Consider the following 25865-nt stretch of genomic DNA (forward strand, 5'->3'; position numbering starts at 1 on the left):
GGGGGAGGGGGCGATGAGCACGACCGCGCGCGAGGACTGGCGCAACACGATCCTGGCGGGGCTCGCCAACTATATCGATGCGGGATCGATCGTCGCCGGATCGGTAGCGCTGGCGCTGTGGAAGGACATTTACGGGCTCTCCGACTCGTTCATCGGCCTGATCGGCGCGTTCAGCGCCAACGCAATCTCGGCCGGGATCGGCGCGCTGATCGGCGGCATCCTTTGCGATCGCTTCGGGCGCAAGAAGATCTACCAGTTCGACATGCTGTTCTACGCCTTCGGCATGCTGTTCCTGGTCTTCGCGAGCGCGCCGTGGATGATCGTGCTCGGCTTCGTGCTGGTCGGCCTCGCCGTCGGCGCCGACATCCCCGCCTCCTGGTCGCTAATCGCCGAGCAGGCGCCGGACCACAAGCGCGGCGCCCATTCCGGAGTCGCGCAGATGCTCTGGTATCTCGGCCCGGTCGCGGTGCTGATCGCCGCGTATTTTCTCGAGCCGTTCGGGATCGACGGGGTACGCTTCCTGTTCGGCCATCTGTTCGTGCTGGCGCTCGCGCTCACCTTGCTGCGTTCTAAGATGAAGGAATCGCGGCGCTGGGAGGAAGCGCAGGCGGCGGGGCTCGAAACCCCGGCGGCGCGACGGGCCGAGTGGCGGGCCTTGTTCCGCGCGCCCTATCTCGGATCGATGCTGTTCCTGGCCGCCATGTACGGCTTCTGGAATCTTTGGGCCGGCTATAACGGCTTCTTCACGCCCTATCTGATCGAGCAGAACAATCTGCCGACCTGGACGGCGACGATGCTGCCGGCGAGCTACTTCCTGATCGGCATGATCTCGATCTTCGGCATCTTCATGACCCTGTCGGATCGGATGAACCAGCGGCTGATGTTCGGCATTTCGGCGGTGCTGCACGTCGTCGGCATGGCATTGCTGGCGATCTTCGGCTTCAAGCTCGAAGTGGTGATCGCCCATGTCGTGATCATGGGCATTGCCGGCGGCTTCGGCGCGCAGAGCTTCTTCCAGCTCTGGTCGGCGGAGCTGTTCCCGACCGCGATCCGATCGACCGCGCAGGGCCTGACCTTCGCCATCGTCCGCATCGGCCTCGGCATCTGGAGCCTGGCGGTGCCGACCCTCGCCGCCTACGATTTCACCACCCTGGCCTGGATCCTGACCGGCTTCCTCGTCGTCTCCGGCGCCATCGGCCTGATCTGGGCCCCACGCAACGAAGGCAAGTCGCTGGAAGAGATCCAGGCCGCGCGGGGCTGACTTTAGATCCTCCCCGCTTGCGGGGAGGGGGACCGCCGCCGAAGGCGGTGGTGGAGGGGGCTCCGAGACCCGCATCGGACTTCGTTTCCTGAGGTCCCGAGTGGTCTCGCGGCCCCCTCCACCGCCTTGCAGGCGGTTCCCCTCGCCGCAAGCGGGGAGGATCTAGCGTCACTTCGCGCCGGGCGACTCCACCAGCGTCAGCGGCACGCCCCCGCGGACCGTGCCGAGATTGACCAATTGCACCTGCTCCAGGCCGTTGCCGGAGCCGCCGTCGCTGGTCACCGCCACCGCCAGCGTGTTCTTGCCGTTTGGATTGAGGATGCCGTTCGGGATCACGAACCTGCGCTGGGGGCCGACATGGGCGATGAACTGGCCCATGTTCCAGCCGTTGACGAACAGCAGGGCGCGATAGTTCACGGCCGATCGCGGCACCTCCGGATTGCCGATCGACAGCCCGAGCGAGGCGTCGTGCCCCTTCGGCACGGCGAGGTCGAAGGTGGTGCGGTACCAGGTCGTGCCGGGCAGTACCTGGGTCGCCGGCAGCCGTGCCTTGTCCCACTTGCCGTCGTCGAAGCCCGGCAGATGCCAGCCGCTGCGCTCGCCGAACAGGCCGCCAGTGTTCATCGGCCCGCGCACCTTGTCGGCGATCGCCTCGCCGCCCTTGTTGCCCTGAATCTTCCACGCGATCGGCACCGCGAAGCTCGGCCCGGATTGCGCCGACAGCGAGACCGAGACGAGGCCGCGCGGCTCCTTGTGGGCATCGTCGGCCTCGAGATCCCAATTGTGGCCGTTGTTGCGCACCATCACGGAGAGGACGTGCGGCCCGGCAAGGAGCGCCTCCGGCGGAAGATCGAATTCGGCGACGCCATGGGTCAGCGGGCGCGCCATTCCGGACGGCAGCTCATGCTGGCCGACGAAGCGGCCGTCGAGCCACAGCTGGAGCATTCCGCTGCCGCCGGCGCCATAATGGAGCGCGATCTTGCGCGCCGCCGGTCCGCCCTCGAAACGGCCGCGATACCAGACGTCGCCATTGTGGAAATTGTAAGCCGACATGTCCATCACCGGCTGGCCGGTCGGCGGCTTGATCGTGGCGGCGGTGCCGCGCTTGTCGATCGCCTGCCAGGCGGCATCGTCGAAGTCGCGCTTCGCCTCGGGCGTCTCCTGCCCGACCCGCCATTCCAGCAAGGCGGGGAGTTCGACCTTCGCAGCGCCGGGCAGCGGCTTCTTCGACAGCCAGCTTCCGGATGCGCCGTGATCGCCCGAAACCTCGCGTCCGTTCCAGCGCAGGGTCTTGAAGCGTGGACCCCAGATTTCCAGCGTCGCCTCTTCGGCGACGTCGCCGCTGAGCGCAAGTTGTCCGCCGGAGAGGGTCGCGCTCCGCACCAGCGCGGGGCCGCGCGCCAGGATCGCACCGCCGGCCGTCTCCTGCCGCCAGAAGGCTGCGGCGACGTCTTCCTCGCCGATCAGCAGGTGGAGCGGCGGCCGGCCGCCGCCGGTGATGCGCAAGCGGATGAGCCCTTCGTGCCGATAGTTGAGGCGAAGATCGCCGGTCGCGGCATCGAAGACGTGCTCCGCGCTGCCTTCGGTCACCTCGACCGCGGGCTGGCCGGTGAAGCGCAGGACCATCTCGCCGTCTTCGCCCTTGCGGCCGTAGAAGAGCGCCAGGTCGCCGGCGCCGTCCTTGATCCGGGTCTGGAGCTCGGAGGTCGAATAGACCAGACGGTGCGCGCCGAGATCGTGGGCGGCGATCAGCAATTTGGCGTCGAAGCCGTTGAGCCGAAGCGTGCCCGCCTGCGGGATTCTGTAGCGGCCGTCGGCTGTCTCGACTTCGAAAGTGAAGGCGTCGTCGCTGCGCGCGTTGGACGGCGCATGGGCGGCGAACAGCAGGTGGGCGCCGGTCTCGGCGTTGACATTGTGGTAGATGCGGACCTTGTCCGACGAGGCCTTGATCTCCGGTCCCTTGTCCATGCGGGCGAGGCTTGGAAAGCTCTGGATGAACTGGCCGAGCTGCTTCAGCTCCAGCGCCTTGGGACGAAGGTTGCGCGCCTCGTCGATCGCCGCGCCATAATCGTAGCTGGTGTAGACGACCGGCGCCGGCTGCCACCCCCACGACGTCCCGCCGAAACCCATGTAAAAGCTCTGCGCGGTGATGCCGTTGGCGAGATTGGTACCGTAGAAGACGCGCTGGTAGCGCTTGCCGCGCTGGATCGCCGTGCAATCATAGGTGCCGTTGCTGCCCCAATAATCGAACCAGCCGCCGCCATATTCGGCCGCGAAGCCGGGCGTGTTCGGCGACGCGCTGGCGCCGCCCCTGGCGCCGCCCGGGCCGTACAGCCCCCAATCGGGCGCGAGGCCGCCATTGGTCGGCTTGGCGGCGACGTCGCAGCTGCCGCCGGGATAGCCGTCGAACGCATAAAGATCGGTCGGGCCCTTGATCGTGCCTTCGACCGGGCTCGAGGCCGGCACCCAGCGGCCGTTGCGGCCGATGTCGTTGTGGAAGATCGGCACGGTGACCCCGTCGGCACGCGCACGATCGTAGAGATGCTGCATGTAGCGCTGCTGCTCGGCATTGGTGAGCAGCAGCTCATTCTCGATCTGGTGGAGGATGACGGTGCCCTTGCCGTCGCCATATTGGTGCTTGGCGATGATCTTGTTGATCCGGGTCAGCCATTCGTCGGCAGCCGCCATATATTCGGGCGCATCGGTGCGCGCCTTCGCGTTCTGCTTGACCAGCCAGCCGGGGAAGCCGCCGCGGCTGAGCTCCGCATTCACATAAGGGCCGGCGCGGGTGATGACGTACATCCCCTCGTCCGCAGCCATGTCGAGCAACGTGTCGACGTCCCGCACGCCGCTGAAATCGTACACGCCGGGCGCCGGCGAATGATAGCCCCAGGAGAAATAGAGCGCGACGGTGTTGAACCCGCTCGCCTTCATCTTCTGCAGGATGTCGCGCCACAGGCTCGGGCTCGGCAGGCGGTAATAATGGAATTCCGACGACCAGATCACCGTCGGCTTGCCGTCGAGGATGATCGAATGGCGATCGAACGACACCTTGCCGAAGTCGCGCCGGGTGTCGGACGCGGCCGGTGCGGCGGCGGCGGTGACGGCCTGCACCGCTTGCGGAGCCGGCGTCTGAGCGAAAGCCGGCGCCGCGAGGAGCAAGGCTGCTCCACAAACCGAGGCCATGAGCCAGTTTCGCACCATTCGTCTCTCTCCTTATGCCGATCGGCATCGATATGTCACACGTGCGTCCATGCTGAGGTCGCACCGTCGAGGCGGCGCATGGCACGACCAGCATGAGCGCGCCAAGGTCTTTGCCCGCTTCGAACCGACCAAGATCCTCCGCACGAGCGGGGAGGATCTGATCCTCAGCGCTGTCACCTCTCCACGACCTCCGCATCCTCGGTCACCAATGCCGGTCGCGCGTCGAGCGTGTCTGCCTCCAGGCGGACATTCTCCAGCGTCACCCGGCGCGCGTGCCGGACCCACAATCCGAAGGCCGGCGTCACTCCGAACATGCTCGGCTCCGGATAGGCCTCCGCCAATACCGGCGGCGTTCGTGCCGCATCCGATCCGCTGCCGCCGCCCGCGTAGACGAACCGCACGTCGCGCAGGGTGACGTCCTCGATCGGGTGGCCCGGCAGCCCGGCGATCGTCGCGGCGAAGCGGGGATCGATCCCGGTGGCCTCGACGTCGCGGATCGAGACTTGCCGCAGCGCGCCGATGCCGATGCCCTCCGGACCGCGGCGGCGGTCGCCGAGGCGCAGGAACAGGGGCGCGGTGGTGACCTCGTTCATGGTGATACCGCTGATCTCGACATGTTCGAGTACGCCGCCGTCGACCGTCTCGAGCGCGAGCCCGCGCGAACGCTCGAACCGGCAATCGCGAATGACGATGTTGCGGAATCCGCCATTGGTCTCGGTGCCGAGCTTGATCCGTCCGGTCACCCGGTCGCGGTCGGGCGCGATCTCCTGCGTCCGGCCAAAGCGGCCGTCGAGCATCGTGCCGAGGTCGAAGCCGCTCACCGTGCAATTCTCGATGACGACATTCTCGGTCGCCATTCCGGCCCCAAGCGCAAAGCTGCTCTTCAGCACGATGGCGTCGTCATTGGGCGAATTGACCCGGCAATTGCGAACCCGCGCGTTGCGCACACAGTCGAGATCGATGCCGTCTCGATCGGTGTCGATGCGGAGATTGTCGATAGTGAGGCCATCGACGCCGGTGGCGAGGATCGCAAAATGGCCACCCTTCCAGATGGTGAAGTCGCGCAGCGCGACGCCGCGGCAATCCTTGAGCGCGATCGCCTTGTTGCCGAGCCCGTTCATGCTCTCGGCATCTGGCTCCAGGGCGCGGATCTCGGCCGCGCTCATCCCGTTCATCGACAGCGGCCGCTCGCCGGTCTGCTTGCGCCAGCGTGCGCCGGGGCCGTCGCGGGTGAGGCCGATGCCTTCGATGCGCCCGCGGCCGAGGATGGCAATGCCGTCCAGCCCCTCGCCCCAGATCAGGCTGTTGTGCCAATGGCTGTGGCCGAAATCCTGGTAGAGCTGATCCGGCCCGTCTTCGGGCGGGTCGTAGGCGCCGGGATGGCGCGCCGGATCGGCCGCCTCGATCACCGCTTCGTCTGAAAGCAGCAAGGCGATCCCGCTCGCCAGCCTTATCGAGAAGCAGAGGAAACGGCCGGCCGGAAACAGCACGGTTCCGCCGCCTTTGGCCGCGGCGGCCGCGATCGCGCGATTGACCGCCTCAGTGTCGAGCGTTCTCCCGTCGCCGCGTGCTCCATAGTCGCGGACGTCGAACAGCGGCGTGCTCAACGGCACTCCGCCCGGCCGAGCGGCGCATCGCGGTGGAGGTCCGGCCGTGCCGCCAGAATGTGCGCCGAAATCGGAAGGCTCAACGCCTTGAGATCCCGCGCGACGATCTCGGCGATGCCGCGGGCGCCGAGCTCGCTGAAATGGGTGTCGTCGGCGATGCCGTTGGGGAAAGCGGGCAGCTTCTCCTCGGCTGCGTGATGAAGGTAATATCGCTTCGATCCGTCTTCGCCCGCCGCCTGCACCCAGGCACCGGACTCCCGCTCAAGATCGATCAAAGCCACGCTAAGCTCGGCGGCAAGCCCGCGCATCGTATCGGACCAGGGCGTGAAATCCGCGACGATCCGGCCCTCCTTCCAGTTGCGCCGGGTGACCGGCGTGACCAGCACCGGCTGCGCGCCCGCGGACTTGGCGACGGCGATCATGCGCGCGAGGTTGGTCCGGTAGGCGCCCAGCGGATCGGCATAGCGCTCGATCTTGACCATGTTGGCGTCATTGTGGCCGAACTGGATCAGCAGGGTGTCGCCGGCCTGGATCTCCTGTGCGATCCGCTCGAGCCTTTTCTCGCCGATGAAGGTGCGGGTGCTGCGCCCGCCGACAGCATGGTTTCGTACTTTGGTCGTGCCGTCGAGCGCGCAGCCGAGGAACTGGCCCCAGCCCGATTGCGGGTAGCGATGTGCGGCGTAATCGGCGGCGGTGGAGTCGCCCGCGATGTGGATCGTCGCCGCGCCTGCCGGCAGGGCAGGCGCGATGACCGCTGCGACGAGGGCACCGAGAAAGGTCCCGCCACGCCTCATTGCGCCGCCGCCTTGGCGAGCTCTACCGCATAAACGTGGTTCGCACCTTCCATGTTCGATCGGAACACCACCCATTTCCGGTCCGGGGTGAAGGTCATGTTCGGCTCCAGCCGGTAATCGTGCTTGCGCATGTCGACGAGCTTTTCGGGCTCCAGAAGCCCCGGCGAAATCAGCGATTCCGATCCCGGTGCGTGGATCCCGGCGACGTCCGGAATGTCGCGGGGGTGGAAGAGGTAGAGATATTTGCCGTCAGGCGCGTGGGCGACCATCTCGCTGTCGCCGCCGTCACCGGAGAAGAGTTTCAAATCGGGCGACTGGTTGAAGTGAACCGACCATTCATTGCGCTCGAGATGATACCATTTTCGCTTGCCGCTCGAGAGCTCATAACCGGCGAGCCAGAATTTCTCGCCGCGCGGCGTCTGCAGATCGTACCAGATGGTCTTGCCGTCGGGCGAGAAGAATTCGTGCCCGGCAATCTCCATGTTCATCGTGCGGGTGTGGATCTTGGTCTTCTGGCTGCCGTCGGTGCGGATCGTCCAGATCCGGTCGACCTTGTGCCACGGCCCCTCGTGGCAATACATGATGAGGTTCGGATCGGTCGGCGAGAATTGGATATGATTCAGCCAGTCGGTCGATGCGGTGACGACGCGGCGCTGGCCGGTCTTCACGTCGATCGTGAAGATCTCCATTGGTATCTTCGCCTCGAGCCGCTCGTTGAGCCGCACTTCCTTGGCCTCCGCGAAGGTCAGCGGCTTGCCGTCGGCGCCGGTCGCAGCATATTCGGCCTGGCCGAACGTCATCCGTGTCTGATCGCGGTCGCGAACTTGGGCGGCGGCGGGCTGGAGCGGCGGATCGCGCTCCGCCCATTGCGCGAGCAACAGGCTCTCGTCGGCATTGATCGATCCGATCGTGCCGCTCTTCAGGTCGGCGATTCTGCGCGTCTTGCCGGTATCGATGTCGGCCGCCCAGATCGTCGAGGCGCCGCCGTCGCCGGTCCGCGTCGCATAATAAGCCGTGCGCGTCTTGCGGCCGGTGAACAGCAATTGCAGCCGCTCGCCCTTGACCAGCGGAGTCACTCTCCAGCTTTGCAGATCGACGGTCGCGATCCCGCTCGGCACCGACACGACCATCTTGTCGCCCTGCGGCGTATAGCTGTTCTGGTGGAAATAAAGGCTTGCGGTGCCGGGGACGTCCGAAATGCGGACGATCCTGTGGCCGGTCAGCGCGTCGACCCATTCACGCGGTCCCGTGGCCGCGGCGGGCGCGGCGGCGACCGGCGCCGAGAACAACAAGGCCGCGATCAGCAAGGCTGCTTTCATCTTTCTCTCCAAAGCCATGATCAGTAGCGCACCCGTACGCCGACGAAGAACTGCCGACCGGTCTTGCTGAACACCTGCTGGTCGCGGATGGTCTTGCCGTCCCAGAAGTCGGTCGGCTGGTCGGTGAGGTTCAGCATGTCGATGTTGAGGCCGATATTGGGCGTGATGTCGTACGAGATCGACGCATCGAGATTGAAGGTGGAATAGGATCCGGTCGCGTCGGGCAGCCCGGCGCGGAGCGGCACCTGGCGCAGATACTGGCTGCGATAGGCGCCGGACACGCGCGCCGAGAAGCCGCCGGCTTCGTAATAGAGCGTGGCGTTCACCGAGTTTGGCGACACGTTGACCAGTTCGTCCTGGAGCACCGGGCCGGTGCGGTTGGCGGTCAGGAAATAGGTAATCTTCGAATCGATGTGGGTGTAATTGATCAGCGCGCCGAAATTCTTGAGGAAGCCGGGCAGGAAGGTGAACGGCTGCTGGTAGTTGATCTCGATGCCGCGGATCGTGCCGCCTTCGGTCGACTGGAAGTTGGTGATGTTGATCGGCGTGTTGGGATCGGTCCCGGCCGGGAAGGCGGACGACGGAATGCCACTTTCGCGGACCGTCGTCTGGGTGAGCAATTGCTGCGCGAAGCTCTTGAGCTTCTTCTGGAAGACGGCCGCGGAGAGCACCGCGCCCTTCTGGAAGTACCATTCGATGCCGGCATCCAGATTGGTCGATCGGAACGGCGTCAGATTGGGATTGCCGACCGTCGAGGTGAACAAATTTCCGGTCGTGCTGACCGCGCCGCCCGGCGTCAGATTGCCGAGGGCGGGCCGCGACAGCGCCTTGGCGGCGGCGGCGCGGAGGATCAGATCGGGCCCGATCTCGAGCGCGAGATTGGCCGCCGGTAGGAAGTCCTCGTAGGTCCGCCGCGCCTCGACGATCGGCAGCGTCGCCGAAATGTAGCCGGTCGAATATTGCCTCGTATGGGCATAGCGCGCGCCGACATTGCCGCGCAGAATCAGCTCGCCGCCGAGCGGGAAATTGAAGTCGAGCTGCGCATAGGGGCTGTTGTCGGTCTCGCGGACGAAGCGGTTGTTGCCGAGCGCGGCAGCGGTGCCGATGCGGAAGTCGCCCAGTGCGTTCACGCAGTTGCAATTGTAATCGTAGACCTGCTCGAACGCATCGATGTCGGGCACGATGAAGCTGGTGGTCGAACCGGCAGGCAGGTTCAGGCCGCGGCCGAAATCGTCGATCGCGTTGCTCAGATCGCCGACGGTGACGCCGGCCGGCAGCGGCGCGTTGATGATCGTCGAGGTCAGCCGCGATACGCTTTCCGTCGCGAAGGTGAAGCGCTTGTAGGCATAGCCGATCTTGCCGGTCAGCCGATCGTTGAACTCCCACTGGAAGTCGATCTTGCCGTTTCGGAACTTGTTGTCGACGCGCTGGCGCTGGACGCGGATGTCGGAATAGCCGTTGATGAAATTCCAATTGGCAGGATCGGAGGCGTCGAAGCCGAAGTCCAGCAGCGGCCGCTTCTTGTCCTCGCGGGAATCGTAGACGAAGCCGTCGCTGTCCAGCCGGTCGAGCGAGATCAGGGTGAATTCCGGCACCTTGAACAGCGATCGCGACTGGCCGATCAGCAGGTTGAGCTGGCCCTTGTCGCCGATGTCCTGCCGCAAGGTGGCGGAGACCTGATAGAAGTGGGTTTCCGATCGCTCGTAGCCGTTGGTCATCCGGAAATCGGTATCGTCGAACACGCCGTAACGGAGCAGCCCGCTGTCATCGACCTCGGCCTCGCGGATCTTCATGTTCGGGCGTCCGGTGGCCTGCGCCGCAGTGAGGCTGCCCGCGGCCGCGCCGTTGCCGCGGTTGAAGCTGATCGGGTTGGTGGCGTAATCGTTCTTGCGCTGATCGTAGCGCGAATAGGCTCCGTCGACCGTGAGCAGGGTGCTGTCGCTCGGCTGCCACTGAACGGCGGCGGTGAGCCCCAGCCGTTTCTGGCGATTGACGAAGCGGCCGTAGCCGGGGAGGCGGGGGACGAACACGCCGGCGCGTGCGACTTCGGCATAGGCCTCGGGCGTCGAACCGCGCACCGCGCCCGGCGCTGGCGTGCAATTGGGGGTGAACGGCGCGGTGGTGACCAAAGTGTTGATCGGGGTCACCGATGCCCCCGGCACCACCGGACAGAAGCCTTGCTGCGATTCCCAGAAATCGGACAACGCGGTGTTCGAATAGGCTTCCTCCTCGACCGTCCGCTCGGAATAGGCGCCGGAGACCAGCACGCCGATCGTGTCGTTGGCGAAGGTGTCGCTGATCAAGGCGGCGATGCGCGGCTGCAGATGCTTGCCCATCTCGTAATAGGCACCCTGCAGCGAGGCGGCGGCGCGAAGCCCCTTCTTGTCGAACGGACGCGCGGTCTGCAGGTCGACGGTGGCGCCGAGCGAGCCTTCGTCGACCTCGGCCGACTGCGACTTGCGTACGACGATCGAGTTGAACAGCTCCGAGGCGAACAGGCTGAAATCGAAGCCGCGGCCGCGGTTGATCGTCGATCCGAGGGTCGAGCCGGTGGTGGCCGAGATCGCCTCCAACCCGTTCAGCCGCACCCGCGAGAAATCGCCGCCAAGACCCCGCACTGTGATGTTGCGGCCCTCGCCGGCGTCGCGCTCGATCGCGATCCCCGGAACGCGTTGCAGCGATTCCGCGACATTGGCATCGGGGAAGTCGGCAATGTCCTGCGCATTGATGACGTCGACGATGTCGTTCGAATTGCGCTTCGCGGTGAGCGCGCTCTGCAAGGCGCCGCGCAGACCGGTGACGATGATCTCCTGATCGCCGGCGGTGGCGGCCGGCTGCGCCTCGGCGGCGTTCGGCTGCCCCGTTGCCTCGACGGCGGTCGTAGCGGCCGGGGGACCAGTCTCCGGCGCCGTCGGGGCGGCGCCCTGCTGCGCATGGGCCATCGACGGCAGCGCCGCGCACGCAATCGCGATCCAGGATGTGGTCAAAAGGGAGCGGCCGCTCCCCATGCAGGAAGTGCTCACTGTCCGTCTCCTCTCCATGCCGCTTCCGGATCGGAGCTCCGGATGCCCTTCGATGGTCTTCCGAGGCGGGACTCGGTGCCAATGATGCCAAGTCTACCGAAACAAGCGGAGGATTGTACAAGAATCTTCGCTATGTGGAACTTGGATCCATATAGTGGGATGGGTGTTGCATTTGAGCGACGGTGGTGGCAGCGTTTGGCAAGCTGAGGAGGCGAAGGTGACGGGCAATGTCGAACTGACGCGGCGGGCCTTCGTTGCCGGCGCGACCGCGCTGGCGGCGGGATGCGCGACGACTGCGCGCAGCGGCGGCGTGCTTCTCCATGAAGACGACTTTCGCGACGGCCTGGGCCAGTGGGTCGTCGAGGCCGAGCAGGGCGGCGCGTTCCGCGCCGAAGGCGGCGTGCTCGACATCGACAGTCCGGCTGGCGTCACCTTGTGGTTCCGCCATGCGATCGAGGGCCCGGTCGCGATCGACTATGACGTCGAGGCGGTCGCAGCCGGCGGCCCGAACGACCAAGTCAGTGACATCAACTGCTTCTGGATGGCCACCGACAAACGTGCGCCCGGCGGGGATGTGCTGGCCGTCCGCCGCAGCGGCGCCTTTGCCGACTACGACGAACTCCGAACTTATTATGCCGGCATCGGCGGCAACCGCAACACGACCTCGCGCTTCCGCCGCTACATCGGCCGCCGCGACGAGCGGCCGCTGCTGCCGCAGCACGATCTCTCCGCCCCCGCCCACTTCATCGAACCCAATCGCCGCTATCGCATCCGCCTGATCGCCGACGGCCGCCGCGTCGAACTGCAGCGCGACGGACGGACCATGTTCCTGCTCGACGATCCCGAGCCCTACACGCGGGGGCATTTTGCGCTGAGGACGACCAAGAGCCATTTGCGGGTGCGCGATTTTCGGGTTTCGCGGCTTACGAGGTAACCCGTCTCCAACAACGCTCCCCAAAACCGTTCGGGCTGAGACTGTCGAAGCTCTCCCCTTCTCCTTGTCCGCAACCGCTTGAACTATCGCACCGGATAAGGCCCTCTCGTCCGATGTCGTTCTGGGCCTACATGCTCCATTGCGCCGATCGCACCTTCTACGTCGGGCACACCGACAATCTCGACACGCGCATCGCGCAGCATGTCACGGGCGCGCTCGGCGGCTACACGTCGACACGTTTGCCGGTGATTTTGGTCTGGTCGGCCGAATTTCCGAGCCGCTACGAAGCGCTTGCCGCCGAGCGCCAGATCAAGGGCTGGAGCCGGGCGAAGAAGCTCGCCCTGATCAGGGGGGCTTGGGCCCTCATCTCCGCACTTGCACGCAACAAGAAAGAGGAGGGAAGGGCTTCGACAGGCTCAGCCCGAACGGAGTGAGAGGGACTCCTATGTGCGTTCGTCACCATAGCCGAAGCCCACCACCCGTTCGGGCTGAGCCTATCGAAGCCCTCCTTTCCTTCCCCCCGAGGCGAAAAAAAAGGCCCGGTGCATGACACACCGGGCCGAGGTTCGCGGGAGGTCGGGGAGACCGGCCTTCCGGGGAGGCTCGTCAGAACTTGAACGAGGCGCCGGCGTAGAAGCGGCGGCCCGAATATTCATAATTGGTCATGCGGATGTCGCCGGAGGTCTGCCGCTCTGTTTCCTTGGTGAGGTTCTTGCCCTCGACGAAGAAGGACGCGCCGTAGAAGCCGGGGAAGCGCAGGGTCAGCTTGGCATCGAGATAGCCGGTGCCGTCGTTGAACACGGCATTGCCCGAGCGCTCGGACGAGGCACGCAGATAATCCGAGCGGCCGTTATAAGCGACGCGGACGTTCAGCCAGTCCTTGTCGTAATACGCGACCAGATTGTAGCTGTGCTTGGACAGGAATGGATAAGGCAGCTCCTCGCCGGTCAGCTGGTTGAGCAGCCCGACATCCTTGGCGTCCGAATAGGTGTAGTTCGCCTGGATGCCGAAGCCATCGAACGGCGTCGGCAGAAAGGTGAATGCAGTCTGGGCAGTGAGCTCGAGACCCTTGATCTTCGCGCCCCGGCCATTTTCGGGGCGGCGCAGATCGAACAGCTCGCCGGTGCCGAACAGGTCGATGTCGAACGTCGAGACGTTCTCGATGACGAAGGTTTGGATGTTCTTGTAGAAGGCCGCGGCGCTGATCAGGGTGTCGCGATTAGGATACCAGGACAGGCTGAGATCGAACTGGTTGGCGCGATACGGCTCGAGATCCGGATTGCCCGCCGTGCAATTGTTCTGGGTCTCGGCAACCACATCGCCGATGTTGCAAGTGATGTTCGGGGCGAGATTGCCGAGCCTCGGCCGCGCCAGCACCTTGGACGCGCCGGCGAACAGGATCAGCTCGTTCGGAATGAGCCCGATCGAAAAATTGGCGCTCGGCAGCCAGTCCTCGTAGCTGTTGCTGATCGTGATGAAGTCGGCGCTGACGGCGGTCGACTGCCCCGGCAGGATGGTGCGCACGAAGCCGGTGGACGTGTCCTCGGTGCGGACATAGCGGACTCCGAGATTGCCGTTCACCGGCATGCCGGCCACTTCGAAGTCGAAATTGCCCTTCAGGTAGGCGGCGTAGATCTTCTCGTCGACATCCTGGGTGGGGATCTGCGGAACGCCGTTCACTTCGCGCAGGCGATCGTGGTTGGCATAGGTCTGATCGAAATAGCTGCCGATGTCGGTGAAGTTCGGGCGCAGCCAGGTGTCGGGCAACCCGGTCCGATCGCCGGCCGGAAAGAAGGTATAAGGCAGGAAGTCGGTCGAGCCCTGCAGGAAACGCGCAAGGGTGGCCGGGGAAATCTGCTGGGTGCCGACCTGGCTGCCGTTCGCCGTCGGTACCAGCCGGGTGTCGGTGGTGCCGAGCTGCGCGCGGGCGGTGATGTAGGGGGTGGGCACGATCACGCCCTGGGCGTTGGGGACCTCACTGCCCGTCGAGTTGATACCGCCGCCGTAGCGCAGGATGCTCGACGTACGATATTGCGCGCCGATCTCGATCAGCTTCAGAAACGAGGAGTCGACATCGAAGTCGCCGTCGATCTTGAACTGATTCTCCTTGGTATCGATCTCGTCCGGCCGATACTGATATTCCGCGACGATCGGCCGAACCGCGCCGGTCACCCCCGTCGGGGTCAGGTAGGTTGCGATGTCCGAGGGATCGGCATTGGCCGGAAATCCGAAGCGTGGATTGCCGCTCTCGGGATCGAGCTCGACGCGGATGCTCGGGATGGTGCCGTTGAGCACGATCGAATTGGTGTCGTTCCACGTCTTGCCCTTCGACAGCACGCCGAACCCGGAGAGGCGGAAGCCCTCCCCATCATAATTGAAGCCGACTTGTTTGTAGTCGGTCGTGATCTTCTGGATGAAATCGCGGAACTGGACGCTGAAGATCGAACCTGCGCCGCTGCCGGTGCCGGCCGCATTGAAGCTGCCGGTCGGCGCGGTGGTGAAGCCGATCAGATTGCCGGCATCGTCGATCGTGCACGTGGCGCAATTGTTGGCGCTATCGATTCGGCCGAACGCCTGAACGTCGACCGCGAAATTGTTGTCGATCGTGCGCACCTTGCGGCTGTTGCGCTGATATTCGGCATAGACGTCGAGCCGGTCGGTGACTTGGTACTGGATCGTCGCGACGCCGGAAATGCGCTCGTCATTGCGCTCCCAGCTGCTGTAGCGCGGGATGCCCGGAACGAATTCCGCGAACTGGACGAGGCAATCGGCGCGGGTCGCGCCGGCCCCGGCACTGACCGGGACGGCATTGCAGCCCTGCGGCGTCGTGATATTGGCAAAGTTGGCGTTCTCGGTGATCTTCTTGTTGTCGTTGTTGAGATCGGTCTGCGTGGCATCGGCCGAGAAGCGGCGCCATTCGGTGTTGCGCTGGAAGTCCGACCGTGTGTCGACCTTGTCGTAGGTTAGGTTGACCAGGAAGCCGAGGCGGCCGTCCAGAAGCTTCGTGCCCGCCGTGATGTTGCCGCGCGGGCGCCACTTGTCGAGCGTCTCCAGGTTCTGCATCGAGGCGGTGATCGCGAGCAGCGGGTCGCGAAGCTCGAGCGGACGCCGGGTCTGGATGCTGACGGTGCCGCCGACGCCGCCCTCGGTCATGTCGGCGGTGAAACCCTTGAACACGTCGATCGACTTGACGAGCTCTGAGGCCAGCTCCCGGAAATCGCCGCCGCGGCCGCCGGCCGAGCCGAGCACCGAGGCACCGTTGATCTCGACGCGGTTGAGATCCGGCTCCACGCCGCGGATGCTGACCTGCGAGCCTTCGCCTTCGACGCGGCTGAGCTGAACGCCAGTCACCCGCTGCAGCGCTTCGCCGATATTCTTGTCGGGGAAGGAGGCGATGTCCTCCGCGACGATCGAGTCGACCTGGGTGCCGGCATTCTTCTTGCGGGCGATCGCGCCCTGAAGGCTGGCGCGGGTGCCGGTGACGACGATGCTCTCGTCGGCAGCGGCGCCGGCGGTCGGACCGGCCTGCGCTTCGGTGACGTTCGTCGCCTCGTTCGCGGGATCGGCGATCTGCTCGTTGGCTTCGTCGGGCCGGGGTTGTGACGACGTGGTGGAGCCCTGCTCCACCGGCGCGGTGTTGGGCTGCTGGACGATCTCCGGCTGGCCGGGCTGGGGTCGCGGAGTGGGGGCGGGCTGCGCGGTGCCGGCGCCCTGCGCGAAGGCGGGTGCGGCAAGGGTCATTGCGGCGACGCCGATGGCGACGCGGCTGGTGGTCAGAAGCGCACGTCCACGTCCGGTCCGGAATTCAGTCACTTTCAGCCTCTCCTAGATGTCCCCGGCCGAGCGGCCCTGCAAAGGATCTTTGGGGTCTTATCGGCGGTGAAGCCGGTGCCACTTGTCAGACCATTACCGCGATTCGGAGCGGCAGCAAAGAAAAATGTGGGACACATGTCCACCATGTGGGATTAGAGATTGCAATCCCGGGTCAATTGTATGACCATTCGCCTTGCAGAAACGCCATTTCTCGACCGAGTCAACGGCCCAAAAAGGCCCGGGGGATGGCGGGAAAGGCTGAGGAGAGAAGGGCATGAGGATGCTGGGAAAGATCGGAAGCAAGGCAGTGCTCTGGGTCGGCGGGTGCGGTGTCGCGCTCGCGGCAGCCGGCGCGGGCATGGCCGCGACGAAAGCGCCGGTGCTTGCGTCCGGCCGCGAGGCGGAAGCGCTCGATCGCGGGCTGGTGGTGGTTCCGGCCGCTGGCGGAACCGGCAATCTGGTCAGCTGGCGCCTGCTCGAAAGCGATCCTCGCGGCACCGCCTTCGCCGTCTATCGCGACGGTCGCCGGATCACGTCTGCGCCGCTCACCGGCGCCACCGATCTCGTCGACACGGCCGGCACGGCGTCCGCACGGTACACGGTCCATGCAGTGGTCGGCGGCCGGGAGCGAGCACCGAGCGCCGCCGCGCCGGTGCAGCCCCGGGGCTATCTCACCATTCCGCTCGACCGGCCGGGCCCTCGCACCGCGCCCGACGGCACGACCTTCACCTACGATGCCAACGACACCAGCGTCGGCGATCTCGACGGCGACGGCCGCTACGAGATCATCGTCAAATGGTATCCCTGGATCGCCAAGGACAATGCCTTTGCGGGCTATACCGGCGAGACCCTGTTCGACGCTTACACGCTCGACGGCAAAAGACTGTGGCGCATCGACATGGGCCCAAACATCCGCTCCGGCGCCCATTACACCCAGTTCATGGTCTTCGACTTCGACGGCGACGGCCGCGCAGAGCTGGTCGCCAAGACGGCCGACGGAACGGTCGACGGCACCGGCAAGGCAATCGGCGATGCCAGGGCCGATTGGCGAGAGACCGGCGGCGATGTCGCGAGCAGCGATCGCACCGGCTCGACCGAGCTTTCCGACGGCCGCCGCGTCGCCCAGCTCACCGGCCGGATCCTCAAGGGTCCGGAATATCTCACCGTGTTCGACGGCCGCACCGGCCGCGCACTCGCGACCGCGCCTTATGCGCCGCCGCGCCACCCCGACACGCCAAACCCGAGCGGCGACCAGCTCAAGGCCTTGTGGGGCGACAGCTACGGCAACCGTTCGGAGCGCTATCTTGCGGGCGTCGCCTATCTCGACGGCAAGCGGCCGAGCATCGTCATGGCCCGCGGCTATTATGCGCGGTCGACCATCGCCGCCTGGGATTATCGCGGCGGCAAGCTCACCCGGCGCTGGTTGTTCGACACGGCCGCACCGGGCAACGACGCCTTTGCGGGCCAAGGCAATCACCAGCTGAGTGTCGCCGACGTCGACGGCGATGGCCGCGACGAGATCGTCTACGGATCGATGACGGTGGACGATAATGGCAAGGGTCTGTGGAGCTCGGGCCTGCGCCATGGCGATGCCATGCACCTCTCCGATCTCGATCCTGGCCGGCCTGGGCTCGAGAAATGGGGCGTGCACGAGGAGGTGTCGCGCAATGGCGGCATCGGCGCGGCGATGCTCGATGCCCGCACCGGCCAGGTTCTGTGGTCGGTCAAGGCGGAGAAGGACACCGGCCGCGGCCTCGCTGCGGACATCGATCCGCGTCATCCCGGGGCCGAAGCCTGGGCGATCAACAGCCCCGATCTGTACGACAGCAAAGGCAAGGTCATCGGCCGCCATCCGCGCCAGATCAATTTCGCGATTTGGTGGGACGGCGATCTGTCGCGGGAGCTTCTCGACGGCGCCAATATTTTCAAATGGGATTTCGAGAAGGGCGAGAGCATGTCCCTGCTCGCGCCGGCGGGGGTCGCGTCCAACAACGGCACCAAGGCCAATCCAGCGCTCAGCGCCGACATTCTCGGGGATTGGCGGGAGGAACTCGTCGTCCGCAGCGAGGACAGCCGCGAATTGCGGATCTATCTGACGCCCCATTACAGCGACGTCGGCCTGCCGACCCTGATGCAGGACCCGGTCTACCGCCTGGCCGTCGCTTGGCAGAACACCGCCTACAACCAGCCCCCGCACACCAGCTACTTCCTCGGCACCGGCATGGCACCGCGCGGCAGATAGGGCGGGCATGTTCGTGGGGCCGTTCGGCTGAGATCGCGTTGAGAAAGGCTGGTCAGCCCTCGGCCTTCTCCGCGCTCGACCCGCGGAGCGCCTTTCTAGCCGGCGGCGCCTCGCTGCGGACGACGCTCTTCACCGGGCATCTCTGACCCTGATAGGCGATAGCGGAATAGCGATCGAAGCGGCCCGTGCCGCGGGTCAGGAAGCCCAGGGAATAAGCATAAGGCAGGCCGACGCAGGGGCGCATCAACTCGACCCGGTACCAGTCGCGACGGCGGTCGATCACCCAGAGGGTGCGATCGTCGTCGGCATGCCAGCTGCGGATCCCGCTCTCGGGAAAGGGGATCGACGCTTCCTCGCCGATCACCGGCTGCTTGGAAGGCGCCGCAGATGCGGGTGCGGCGAAGGCAGCGCCGAGTGCTGCCAGCAGGGTCAGCGTCTTCGTCATCCCGCCGACATAGCTGTTCTGCGGCCAGTGGAGTAGCCTCCATGCCGTCGCATATTGTGGGATGCTGTCTCACATGTCATTACTCCCTGGAGAAGCGATACAAGAGAGGGTGCGGGCGAATGGCGATCAGCAGGCGCACGTTTCTGGTTCACTCGATGCTTGCGGGCAGCGCAATGGCGGCAGCACCTGTGCTCGGCGCAGTCCCACCGAAGCTCCGCCGCCGCAGCGCCGGAGCGCCGCCTGTCGATGCCGAAATCGTCTGGCTCGACGGGGCACCACCCGCTGTGGACGAGGGGCAGACGTGGGGCGTGCCCTGGCCGCGCGGCACCCGCAAGACCCGCTTCGGCCTGCGCGACGCGTCGGGCCAGGCGCTCCCCGTGCAGAGCTGGACGACGGCGACCTGGCCGGACGGATCGATCAAATGGACCGCCCACGCGCTTCCGGCCGGTTCCGGCACCGGCGGTGCGCTCACTCTCGGCCCGGGCAAGGCGCGCGCACCGGCATCGCCGGTCGCCGCCGCCTGGCGTGGCGACGCGATCGAGGTGACCAGCGGCCCACTGGCATGGCGCATCGGCACAAGCGGCCCGCACATCATCCTCTCCGCCCGCCACGGCGCGCGGGAGACACTGCGCACCGTCGGGCTCGTCGCCACGTCCCAGGATCGTCCTGGCGGCGACACCGAGGAGAGCATCGCCCGCCAGCGCTTCGAAAGCGAAATCACCGCGGCGACGGTCGAGCAGGAAGGGCCGGTGCGCGCGGTGGTCAAGGTCGACGGGCGGCATCGCGGTGGCGCGACCGATGGCGCGGGGCGCGCCTGGCTCCCATTCTCGATGCGGCTCTATTTCTATGCCGGCGCCGAGAGCGTGCGGATCGTTCATTCCTTCATCTTCGACGGCGACGAGCAGACGGATTTCCTCAGCGGCCTCGGTCTCACCGGCCAGGTGCCGATGACCGATCTGCCCTATGACCGGCATGTCCGTTTCGCCGGCACTGGTGATGGGGTCTGGGCCGAAGCGGTGCAGCCGCTCACCGGCCTCCGCCGCGATCCGGGCAAGCCGTTCCGGGACGCCCAGGTCGCAGGTCTCAAGGTGCCACCGGTCGCCGAGATGGCGGCACCGGTGCGCGAGGGCTTGCCCTACGTGCCGCTGTGGGGAGACTTCACGCTCAGCCAGCCCAATGCGGACGGGTTCAGCATCGCCAAGCGCACCAGGCCCGGCCATGGCTGGATCGACGCCGATGGCGGCACGCGCGCCAACGGGCTCGGTTTCGTCGGCGGTCCGGCGGGGGGAGTCGCCTTCGGCATGACCGATTTCTGGCAGCGCCACCCGGTGCGGCTCGACATCCGCAACGCCCATGAAGACGCCGCCGATTTCACGCTCTGGTACCATTCGCCGGATGCGCCGGTGATGGACCTGCGCTTCTTTCACGACGGCATGGGCATGAACGAACATGTCGCCGAGAATGAAGGCCTCGACATCACCTACGAGGATTATGAGAAAGGCTGGGGGACGCCGCACGGCATCGCCCGCACCACCGAATTCACCCTCTGGGCGCTGCCCGCGACGCCGACCCGGGAGCGCTTCGCCGCCATGGCGGAATGCGTCGCGAGGCCACCGCGGCTGGTGCCGACGCCCGCGCGGATCCATGCCGCCGGCGTGTTCGGCGACTGGAGCCTGCCGGATCGATCGACCCCGGCGAAGGCCGCGATCGAGGCGCAGAACGACACTCTGCTCAGCTTCTACCGCGAGCAGGTGGAGCAGCGCCGCTGGTACGGTTTCTGGAATTATGGCGACGTCATGCACACCTACGATGCCGATCGCCACGTCTGGCGCTACGACATCGGCGGCTTTGCCTGGGCGAACAGCGAGCTTTCGCCCGATCTCTGGCTGTGGCTGAGCTTCCTGCGCTCGGGCGATCCGAAGGTCTTCCGCATGGCCGAGGCAATGACGCGGCACACCGGCGAGGTCGACGTCTATCATCTCGGCCGCTTCCGCGGGCTCGGCACCCGTCACGCCGTCCAGCATTGGGGCGACAGCTCCAAGCAGCCGCGCGTGTCCAACGCCACCTACCGGCGCATCTATTATTATCTAACCGCCGACGAGCGGGTCGGCGATCTGATGCGCGAATTGCTCGACAGTGATCGCACCCTCGTCCACGTCGACATCGGCCGCAAGGTGGGCGCCCGCCGGCCGGGCTCCGCGCCGCCCGGCGGCACCGGCGCGGTCACCGCCGACACGCCGCTGCGGGACGGCCAGATCTTCCTCCAGTTCGGCACCAGCTGGTGCTCCCTCGTAGGCGCCTGGCTGACCGAATGGGAGCGAACCGGGGACAAGAAGTGGCGCGACCGCATCGTCGCCGGCATGACCTCGATCGCCGCCCTTCCCAAACAATGGTTCGCCGGCGGGGCGAAATACGATCTCGCCAGCGGCCGCTTCCTCGGGCCGGGAACGGAGGTCAGCGTCAGTCACCTGAACAGCGTGTTCGGCGCCGTGGAGATCAATTCCGAACTGTTCGACCTGCTCGACGTGCCCGCCTACGAGAAGGCCTGGCTCGATTATTGCGTCGCCTACAATGCACCGCCGGCGCAATTCGCGGCGCTGACGGGATCGCGAGACCGCGGCGGCCGCAACCTCAAGGAAGGCCATTCGCGCCTCACCGCCTTCGCCGCCAGACACCTCGGGGATCCGGCCCTTGCCCGCCGCGCCTGGGCCGAGTTCTTTCCGGGCGAGGCCGGTCTCGGCATGGGCATCGCGGCGCGAAAGGTGGACGGACCGGCAGTGCTGAAACCGGTCGCCGAAGCTCCCAAAGTCTCGACCAACGCGACCGCCCAATGGGGTCTGGCGGCGATCCAGAATCTGGCGCTGGTCGGCGACGCGTTGGAGGAAGCCTGGGCGCAATCGGGCGCAGCGCAACGCTAAGCGCCCTCGGGAGTCCCTCGCTCCATCAAGCCTCCCGTCGAGGCAGGCGGGAGCAGGCCGCTGGCAAACGAGGGGTCTCCGTCTCCGGAGGCCCCCGTCCGTTGCCTTATGCCAGCGCCGCCGTGACGATGATCTCCACCTTGTAATCCGGCGTTGCGAGCTTCGCCTCGCCGGTGGCGCGGGCTGGTGCGTGCTCGGCGACGACCCAGCTGTCCCAGACGGCGTTCATCTCGGCGAAGTCGGCCATGTCGGCGAGCCAGATGGTCGCGGTCAGGATTCGGGTCTTGTCGGTGCCGGCTTCGGCGAGCAGCGCGTCGATGGCGGCGAGCACGCTTTGCGTCTGCACGGTGACGCTCTCGCCGGGCGCTCCGACCTGGCCGGCGAGATAGACGATGTTGCCGTGGATGACGGCCTGGCTCATGCGCGGGCCGGAATGAAGGCGGGTGATGGTCATGTCGTTCTCCTTGCGTAATGTTGCTCAGGCGCCGTAGCGGGCGATGCCGAGATCGTGAACCTCGATCGCGGGGGTCTTGCCGCCGATCATGTCGGCGACGACGTGGCCCGAGCCGCAGGCCATCGTCCAGCCGAGCGTGCCGTGGCCGGTGTTGAGGAACAGATTGGGATAGCGGGTCGCGCCGATCACCGGCGTGCTGTCCGGAGTCATGGGCCGCAGCCCGGCCCAGAAGCTTGCCTGGCCAAGATCGCCCGCCTCGGGGAAGAGCGAGGTCAGCGAATGTTCGAGCGTTTGCCGGCGCCGCTCGTGCAGGCCGAGATCGTAGCCGCTGATCTCGGCCATGCCGCCCACGCGGATGCGGTCGCCGAGGCGGGTGATCGCCACCTTGTAACTTTCGTCGAGCAGGGTCGAAACCGGCGTGATGTCCCGCCGCACCACCGGCACGGTGATCGAATAGCCCTTTACCGGATAGACCGGCAGCCTGAGGCCGAGCGGCGCCAGCAGCTGCGGCGAATGGCTGCCGAGCGCAACGACATAGGCGTCGGCCTTGATCGCGCCGCCGTCGGTGATCACCGACTGAATTGTCCCGCCCGACGCAACGATCCGCTGGATCGACGTGCCGAAGCGGAAGCGCACGCCGGCTGCTTCGGCGAGGGCGGCGAGCGCGGTGGTGAATTTGAAGCAATCGCCGGTTTCGTCATTCGGCAGCCGCAAGCCGCCGGCGATCGGCGCCTTGGACGCGGCGAGGCCGGGTTCGGCGGCGATGCAGCCGCGGCGATCGAGCAGATCGTAGGGGATGCCGTAGGCGCGCAGCACCTCGATATCCTTGCCGACGGCGTCGAGCTGCGCCTGGGTCCGGAAGAGCTGCAACGTGCCGAGGCTTCTTTGATCATAGTCGATTCGGGTTTCGCCACGCAGGTCGATCAGCCGGTCGCGGCTGAACTCGGCCAGCCTGACCATGCGCGCCTTGTTGATCGCATAGCGTTCGGCGGTGCAGTTGCGCAGCATGCTCACCAGCCAGGCGAGCATGTGCCGGTCGATCGCCGGCCGCAGGATCAGCGGCGCGTGCTTCATCAGCAGCCAGCGTATCGCCTTGGCCGGGATGCCCGGCGCCGCCCAGGGCGAGGCATAGCCGGGCGAGATCTCGCCGGCATTGGCGAAGCTCGTTTCCATCGCCGCCGCCGGCTGGCGATCGACGACGACGACCTCGTGCCCCGCCTTGGCGAGATACCAGGCGGTGGTGGTGCCGATCACCCCGCTGCCGAGGATCGCGACCTTCACGATGTCGCTCGCGGAGATGGACTGTGCTGCATCATCAATTGACCCATGTTCTGGAAAAGCGCCGGCCGAGGCGCGTGAGGATTTCGTACGGGATGGTGCCGGCATCGCGCGCCACCTGATCGAGCGACTGATTGGGGCCGATCAGCTCCAGATGCAGGCCTTCGCATAGCACCTCTTCGGCGAGCATCGTCACGTCGACCGCAAGGCTGTCCATCGAGACCCGGCCGACGATCGGCAGGCGGACCCTGCGGTGATAGGCGGCACCTGTGTTGCCGAGCTGCCGCGGCCAGCCATCGGCATAGCCGATCCCGAGGATCGCGACCTGCCGTTCGTGATCCGCGCCGCCGGTGAGCCCATAGCCGAGGCCGTCGCCGGCCGCGATCGTGCGAACCTGGATGATCGGCGCCGAAAGCTGAACGGTCAGCGCGATGGTCACCCCCGCAGCCGAAATTGGCGGAGCGCCGTAAAGCGCGATCCCGGCGCGGACGAGCGCGAAGTGGAAACGGGCGTCGAGCAAAGCGCCGCCCGAATTGGCGAGCGAGAGGCGGGCGTTCGGAAACAGGGCGGACAGCCGACGGAAGGCTTCGAGCTGGCGCTGGTTGGACGGATCGGCGGGATCGTCGGCACAGGCGAGATGGCTCATCACCAGATCGATGCCCATGCCTGCGGCTCCTGCCATTTCCCGCGCGGCGACGTCCGCTTCCCCTGCGGACAAGCCAAGGCGGCTCATGCCGGTGTCGATCTGAAGCGCCGCCGCAACCGGTTCGCGCCGCTGTGCGACCACGTCTTGCCAGCGCCGCACCTGGGCGAGCGAGTTCAAGACCGGCGCGATCCCCGCAGCAGCGCATTCCGCTTCCGTGCCCGGCGCAAGTCCGTTCAAGACGTAAAGCCTCGCATCCGCCGGCAGCAACGGCTGCAGCGCGAGCGCCTCGTCGAGCATCGCGACGAAGAACGTTCGGCAGCCCGCTTCGGCGAGCGACGGCGCAACGCGGGCGGCGCCGAGGCCGTAGGCGTCCGCCTTGATCACCGCCCCGACAGGCGCAGGCGCGACCACCGCGGCAAGCGCCCGGTAATTGGCGCGGATCGCCTCCAGATCGATGGTCAGCCGGGCGCCACCGCCCGCGTCCTGGTGCTGCATCCGCTGCTTCTCCCTGCCGCGGAGGCTAGCGGGTCCTTGTTCGAATTGGCTGCCGCTCTTTCGCAGGTTATGCCCTATAGGCGCCAAGCACAGTGCGAATGTTGCGTGGTCACGAAACAGGATTTCAATGCAGCTCGATCAGATCGACCGCCGGATCATCGGTCTTCTCCGCCGCGACGGGCGTCTGCCCAACAATGCGCTCGCGGCGGCCGTCGGCCTGTCGCCCTCCGCCTGCCTGCGGCGGGTCCGCGCGCTCGAAACGGGAGGGGTGATCCGCGGTTATGCCGCTTTGATCGCCGGGCCGCACGAGAGCGAGGCGGTGGTGGCGATCGTCCGCATCACCCTCGAGAAGCAGACAGAGGAGCAGCTCAACCGCTTCGAGGAAGCAGTCCGCCGCCATCCCGAGATCGTCGAATGTTTCCTGATGACCGGCGACGAGGATTATATCCTGCGTACCTCCGCGACGAGCCCGGCCGCCTACGAGACGATCCACAAGGAAATCCTCTCGCGCCTGCCCGGCGTCGCGCGGATCCATTCCAGCTTCGCGATCCGCAGCGTCCTGGCCGCGCCGACCGGCTGAACCGACCTGCCTTCCGGTTCGCGGCTATTGCAGCGTCTGGCTGGCGAGATTGTTCGCGTAGCGGCTCGAGACCGGGAGCCGGCGGCCGTTGCGCAGCGCCACTTCGACGACGCTTCGGCCATCGCGCACCAGCATGTCGATCGTCCGCCACGGCACGAGATAGGAACGATGGACCCGAACGAAGCCCGCATCGCGCAATACCCGTTCCGCGTTGCGCATCGTCTGACGCCAGACGATGGTGCGGGTCTCGGTATGAAGCTCGACATAATTGCCGGCGGCGCACGCGAACAGAATGTCCGCCGGCGCAACCGGAGGAGTATCGCCGGTGGGGGCGAGATCGTGGACCGGCTGCGCTGGAGCCTTGATCGGATAGAGCGACGCGGCGAGCAGCGCCACGCCGAGCAGCGGCAGCCGGCTGAAATAGGCGCGTTCGGCGCCGGAGCCCAGCCACAAGGCCGCGACACTGCTCGCCGCATAAGCGGCGCAGGCGAGGCCGACACCCAGGATCAGCAGGTGCGCCCGCGTCGGCGCCGATCGGGCGCGGCGCTCGAACAGCATCGCTCCGGCGACCCAGGGGCTCAGCGTCGCGATCGCCCAGATCAGACTTCCGACCAGGTCGAGATGCTCGCGCTCGAAGATGCTTTCGTAGAGCAGGCAGTAAGCCGCACCGGCGGGAATGAGGGCAAGGGGAGCAAGCCGCCGCGCCCACGCCCTTTCGGTCGGATGCGGCTCGGCGCGGCGCGGCTCGGCGGGGCTCCAGGCGCGTGCGAAGCGGGCGGCGAGATTGATCATCGTTCGGGCGTCCCTTCTGAATCGGTGGAAGCGCAGGCGGGTCGTGGTCGAAAGGTCGTG

At 66.4% G+C, this 25865-nt stretch carries 17 protein-coding genes; 6 read left to right on the forward strand and 11 right to left on the reverse strand.

Translation table 11 applies throughout. From position 1 onward, the window contains the following. The first annotated feature begins 13 nt into the window (after nucleotides 1–13). Nucleotides 14–1261 (forward strand): MFS transporter, encoded by a 1248-nt coding sequence (locus C7I55_RS16910; protein ID WP_106514180.1) that lies wholly within the window; start codon nucleotides 14–16, stop codon nucleotides 1259–1261. A gap of 168 nt (nucleotides 1262–1429) precedes the next feature. Here the strand turns inward: C7I55_RS16910 and C7I55_RS16915 are convergent, their stop codons facing one another. The 5 genes from C7I55_RS16915 to C7I55_RS16935 all read right to left on the reverse strand — a co-directional run bounded on the left by C7I55_RS16915 (nucleotide 1430) and on the right by C7I55_RS16935 (nucleotide 11208). After that, nucleotides 1430–4465 carry a beta-galactosidase gene (locus tag C7I55_RS16915; RefSeq protein WP_233222261.1) on the reverse strand — a complete coding sequence of 1012 codons (3036 nt, stop codon included), beginning with the start codon at nucleotides 4463–4465 and terminating at the stop codon, nucleotides 1430–1432. A gap of 173 nt (nucleotides 4466–4638) precedes the next feature. Continuing rightward, a complete protein-coding gene (locus C7I55_RS16920; RefSeq protein WP_199192858.1) occupies nucleotides 4639–6078 on the reverse strand; it encodes a rhamnogalacturonidase in 1440 nt (479 codons plus the stop codon). Then, complete coding sequence (locus tag C7I55_RS16925) at nucleotides 6069–6866, reverse strand: rhamnogalacturonan acetylesterase (protein WP_106514182.1); 798 nt, start codon at nucleotides 6864–6866, stop codon at nucleotides 6069–6071. The genes C7I55_RS16920 and C7I55_RS16925 overlap by 10 nt, the downstream gene beginning before the upstream one ends. Then, nucleotides 6863–8185 (reverse strand): oligogalacturonate lyase family protein, encoded by a 1323-nt coding sequence (locus tag C7I55_RS16930; RefSeq protein ID WP_106514183.1) that lies wholly within the window; start codon nucleotides 8183–8185, stop codon nucleotides 6863–6865. The genes C7I55_RS16925 and C7I55_RS16930 overlap by 4 nt, the downstream gene beginning before the upstream one ends. Nucleotides 8186–8205: 20 nt before the next feature. Further along, on the reverse strand, nucleotides 8206–11208 hold the full coding sequence (locus C7I55_RS16935) for a TonB-dependent receptor (RefSeq protein WP_158266462.1): 3003 nt from the start codon (nucleotides 11206–11208) through the stop codon (nucleotides 8206–8208). Nucleotides 11209–11425: 217 nt separating this feature from the next. On the opposite strand from C7I55_RS16935, the gene C7I55_RS16940 reads away from it, so the two are divergent. Further along, nucleotides 11426–12142, forward strand: coding sequence for a DUF6250 domain-containing protein (locus C7I55_RS16940; RefSeq protein WP_233222262.1), 717 nt, complete (start codon nucleotides 11426–11428; stop codon nucleotides 12140–12142). 113 nt (nucleotides 12143–12255) lie between these two features. Continuing rightward, on the forward strand, nucleotides 12256–12576 hold the full coding sequence (locus C7I55_RS16945; protein ID WP_106514185.1) for a GIY-YIG nuclease family protein: 321 nt from the start codon (nucleotides 12256–12258) through the stop codon (nucleotides 12574–12576). 172 nt (nucleotides 12577–12748) lie between these two features. Here C7I55_RS16945 and C7I55_RS16950 read toward each other — a convergent pair whose 3' ends face one another. Next, nucleotides 12749–15955 carry a TonB-dependent receptor gene (locus C7I55_RS16950; protein WP_106514186.1) on the reverse strand — a complete coding sequence of 1069 codons (3207 nt, stop codon included), beginning with the start codon at nucleotides 15953–15955 and terminating at the stop codon, nucleotides 12749–12751. A 274-nt stretch (nucleotides 15956–16229) separates the two neighbouring features. On the opposite strand from C7I55_RS16950, the gene C7I55_RS16955 reads away from it, so the two are divergent. Then, nucleotides 16230–18197: a rhamnogalacturonan lyase gene (locus tag C7I55_RS16955; RefSeq protein WP_456297919.1), complete on the forward strand. Its 1968-nt coding sequence runs from the start codon at nucleotides 16230–16232 to the stop codon at nucleotides 18195–18197. A 52-nt stretch (nucleotides 18198–18249) separates the two neighbouring features. Here the strand turns inward: C7I55_RS16955 and C7I55_RS16960 are convergent, their stop codons facing one another. Continuing rightward, nucleotides 18250–18642, reverse strand: a complete 393-nt coding sequence (locus C7I55_RS16960; protein ID WP_106514187.1) for a DUF6491 family protein — start codon at nucleotides 18640–18642, stop codon at nucleotides 18250–18252. Between the two features lie 119 nt (nucleotides 18643–18761). On the opposite strand from C7I55_RS16960, the gene C7I55_RS16965 reads away from it, so the two are divergent. Then, the gene (locus C7I55_RS16965; RefSeq protein ID WP_106514188.1) at nucleotides 18762–21560 is read left to right on the forward strand and encodes an exo-rhamnogalacturonan lyase family protein; all 2799 of its coding nucleotides are present in this window, start codon (nucleotides 18762–18764) and stop codon (nucleotides 21558–21560) included. Nucleotides 21561–21666: 106 nt separating this feature from the next. Here the strand turns inward: C7I55_RS16965 and C7I55_RS16970 are convergent, their stop codons facing one another. From C7I55_RS16970 to alr, 3 genes are read right to left on the reverse strand one after another with little or no spacing between them, the layout of a single operon-like run. Further along, the gene (locus tag C7I55_RS16970; RefSeq protein ID WP_106514189.1) at nucleotides 21667–22014 is read right to left on the reverse strand and encodes a RidA family protein; all 348 of its coding nucleotides are present in this window, start codon (nucleotides 22012–22014) and stop codon (nucleotides 21667–21669) included. Between the two features lie 24 nt (nucleotides 22015–22038). After that, a complete protein-coding gene (locus C7I55_RS16975) occupies nucleotides 22039–23295 on the reverse strand; it encodes a D-amino acid dehydrogenase (protein ID WP_106514190.1) in 1257 nt (418 codons plus the stop codon). A gap of 34 nt (nucleotides 23296–23329) precedes the next feature. After that, nucleotides 23330–24433, reverse strand: coding sequence for an alanine racemase (gene alr / locus C7I55_RS16980; protein ID WP_106514191.1), 1104 nt, complete (start codon nucleotides 24431–24433; stop codon nucleotides 23330–23332). Nucleotides 24434–24560: 127 nt separating this feature from the next. On the opposite strand from alr, the gene C7I55_RS16985 reads away from it, so the two are divergent. After that, entirely contained in the window at nucleotides 24561–25013 is a 453-nt protein-coding gene (locus C7I55_RS16985; protein ID WP_106514192.1) for an Lrp/AsnC family transcriptional regulator, read from the forward strand. Nucleotides 25014–25037: 24 nt separating this feature from the next. On the opposite strand, the gene C7I55_RS16990 is transcribed toward C7I55_RS16985, so the two are convergent. After that, nucleotides 25038–25805: a LytTR family DNA-binding domain-containing protein gene (locus tag C7I55_RS16990; RefSeq protein ID WP_146151049.1), complete on the reverse strand. Its 768-nt coding sequence runs from the start codon at nucleotides 25803–25805 to the stop codon at nucleotides 25038–25040. Nucleotides 25806–25865 lie beyond the last annotated feature (60 nt).

Source organism: Allosphingosinicella deserti, assembly GCF_003012735.1.
Taxonomy (GTDB): Bacteria; Pseudomonadota; Alphaproteobacteria; order Sphingomonadales; family Sphingomonadaceae; genus Allosphingosinicella; species Allosphingosinicella deserti.

Excerpts from the sequence above, each read along its gene's own strand:
- C7I55_RS16910 (WP_106514180.1), top strand. The coding sequence starts at position 14 with ATGAGCACGACCGCGCGCGAGGACTGGCGCAACACGATCCTGGCGGGG.
- C7I55_RS16915 (WP_233222261.1), bottom strand. The coding sequence starts at position 4,465 with ATGGTGCGAAACTGGCTCATGGCCTCGGTTTGTGGAGCAGCCTTGCTC.
- C7I55_RS16925 (WP_106514182.1), bottom strand. The coding sequence starts at position 6,866 with ATGAGGCGTGGCGGGACCTTTCTCGGTGCCCTCGTCGCAGCGGTCATC.
- C7I55_RS16930 (WP_106514183.1), bottom strand. The coding sequence starts at position 8,185 with ATGAAAGCAGCCTTGCTGATCGCGGCCTTGTTGTTCTCGGCGCCGGTC.
- C7I55_RS16945 (WP_106514185.1), top strand. The coding sequence starts at position 12,256 with ATGTCGTTCTGGGCCTACATGCTCCATTGCGCCGATCGCACCTTCTAC.
- C7I55_RS16955 (WP_456297919.1), top strand. The coding sequence starts at position 16,230 with ATGAGGATGCTGGGAAAGATCGGAAGCAAGGCAGTGCTCTGGGTCGGC.
- C7I55_RS16960 (WP_106514187.1), bottom strand. The coding sequence starts at position 18,642 with ATGACGAAGACGCTGACCCTGCTGGCAGCACTCGGCGCTGCCTTCGCC.
- C7I55_RS16965 (WP_106514188.1), top strand. The coding sequence starts at position 18,762 with ATGGCGATCAGCAGGCGCACGTTTCTGGTTCACTCGATGCTTGCGGGC.
- C7I55_RS16970 (WP_106514189.1), bottom strand. The coding sequence starts at position 22,014 with ATGACCATCACCCGCCTTCATTCCGGCCCGCGCATGAGCCAGGCCGTC.
- alr (WP_106514191.1), bottom strand. The coding sequence starts at position 24,433 with ATGCAGCACCAGGACGCGGGCGGTGGCGCCCGGCTGACCATCGATCTG.
- C7I55_RS16985 (WP_106514192.1), top strand. The coding sequence starts at position 24,561 with ATGCAGCTCGATCAGATCGACCGCCGGATCATCGGTCTTCTCCGCCGC.
- C7I55_RS16990 (WP_146151049.1), bottom strand. The coding sequence starts at position 25,805 with ATGATCAATCTCGCCGCCCGCTTCGCACGCGCCTGGAGCCCCGCCGAG.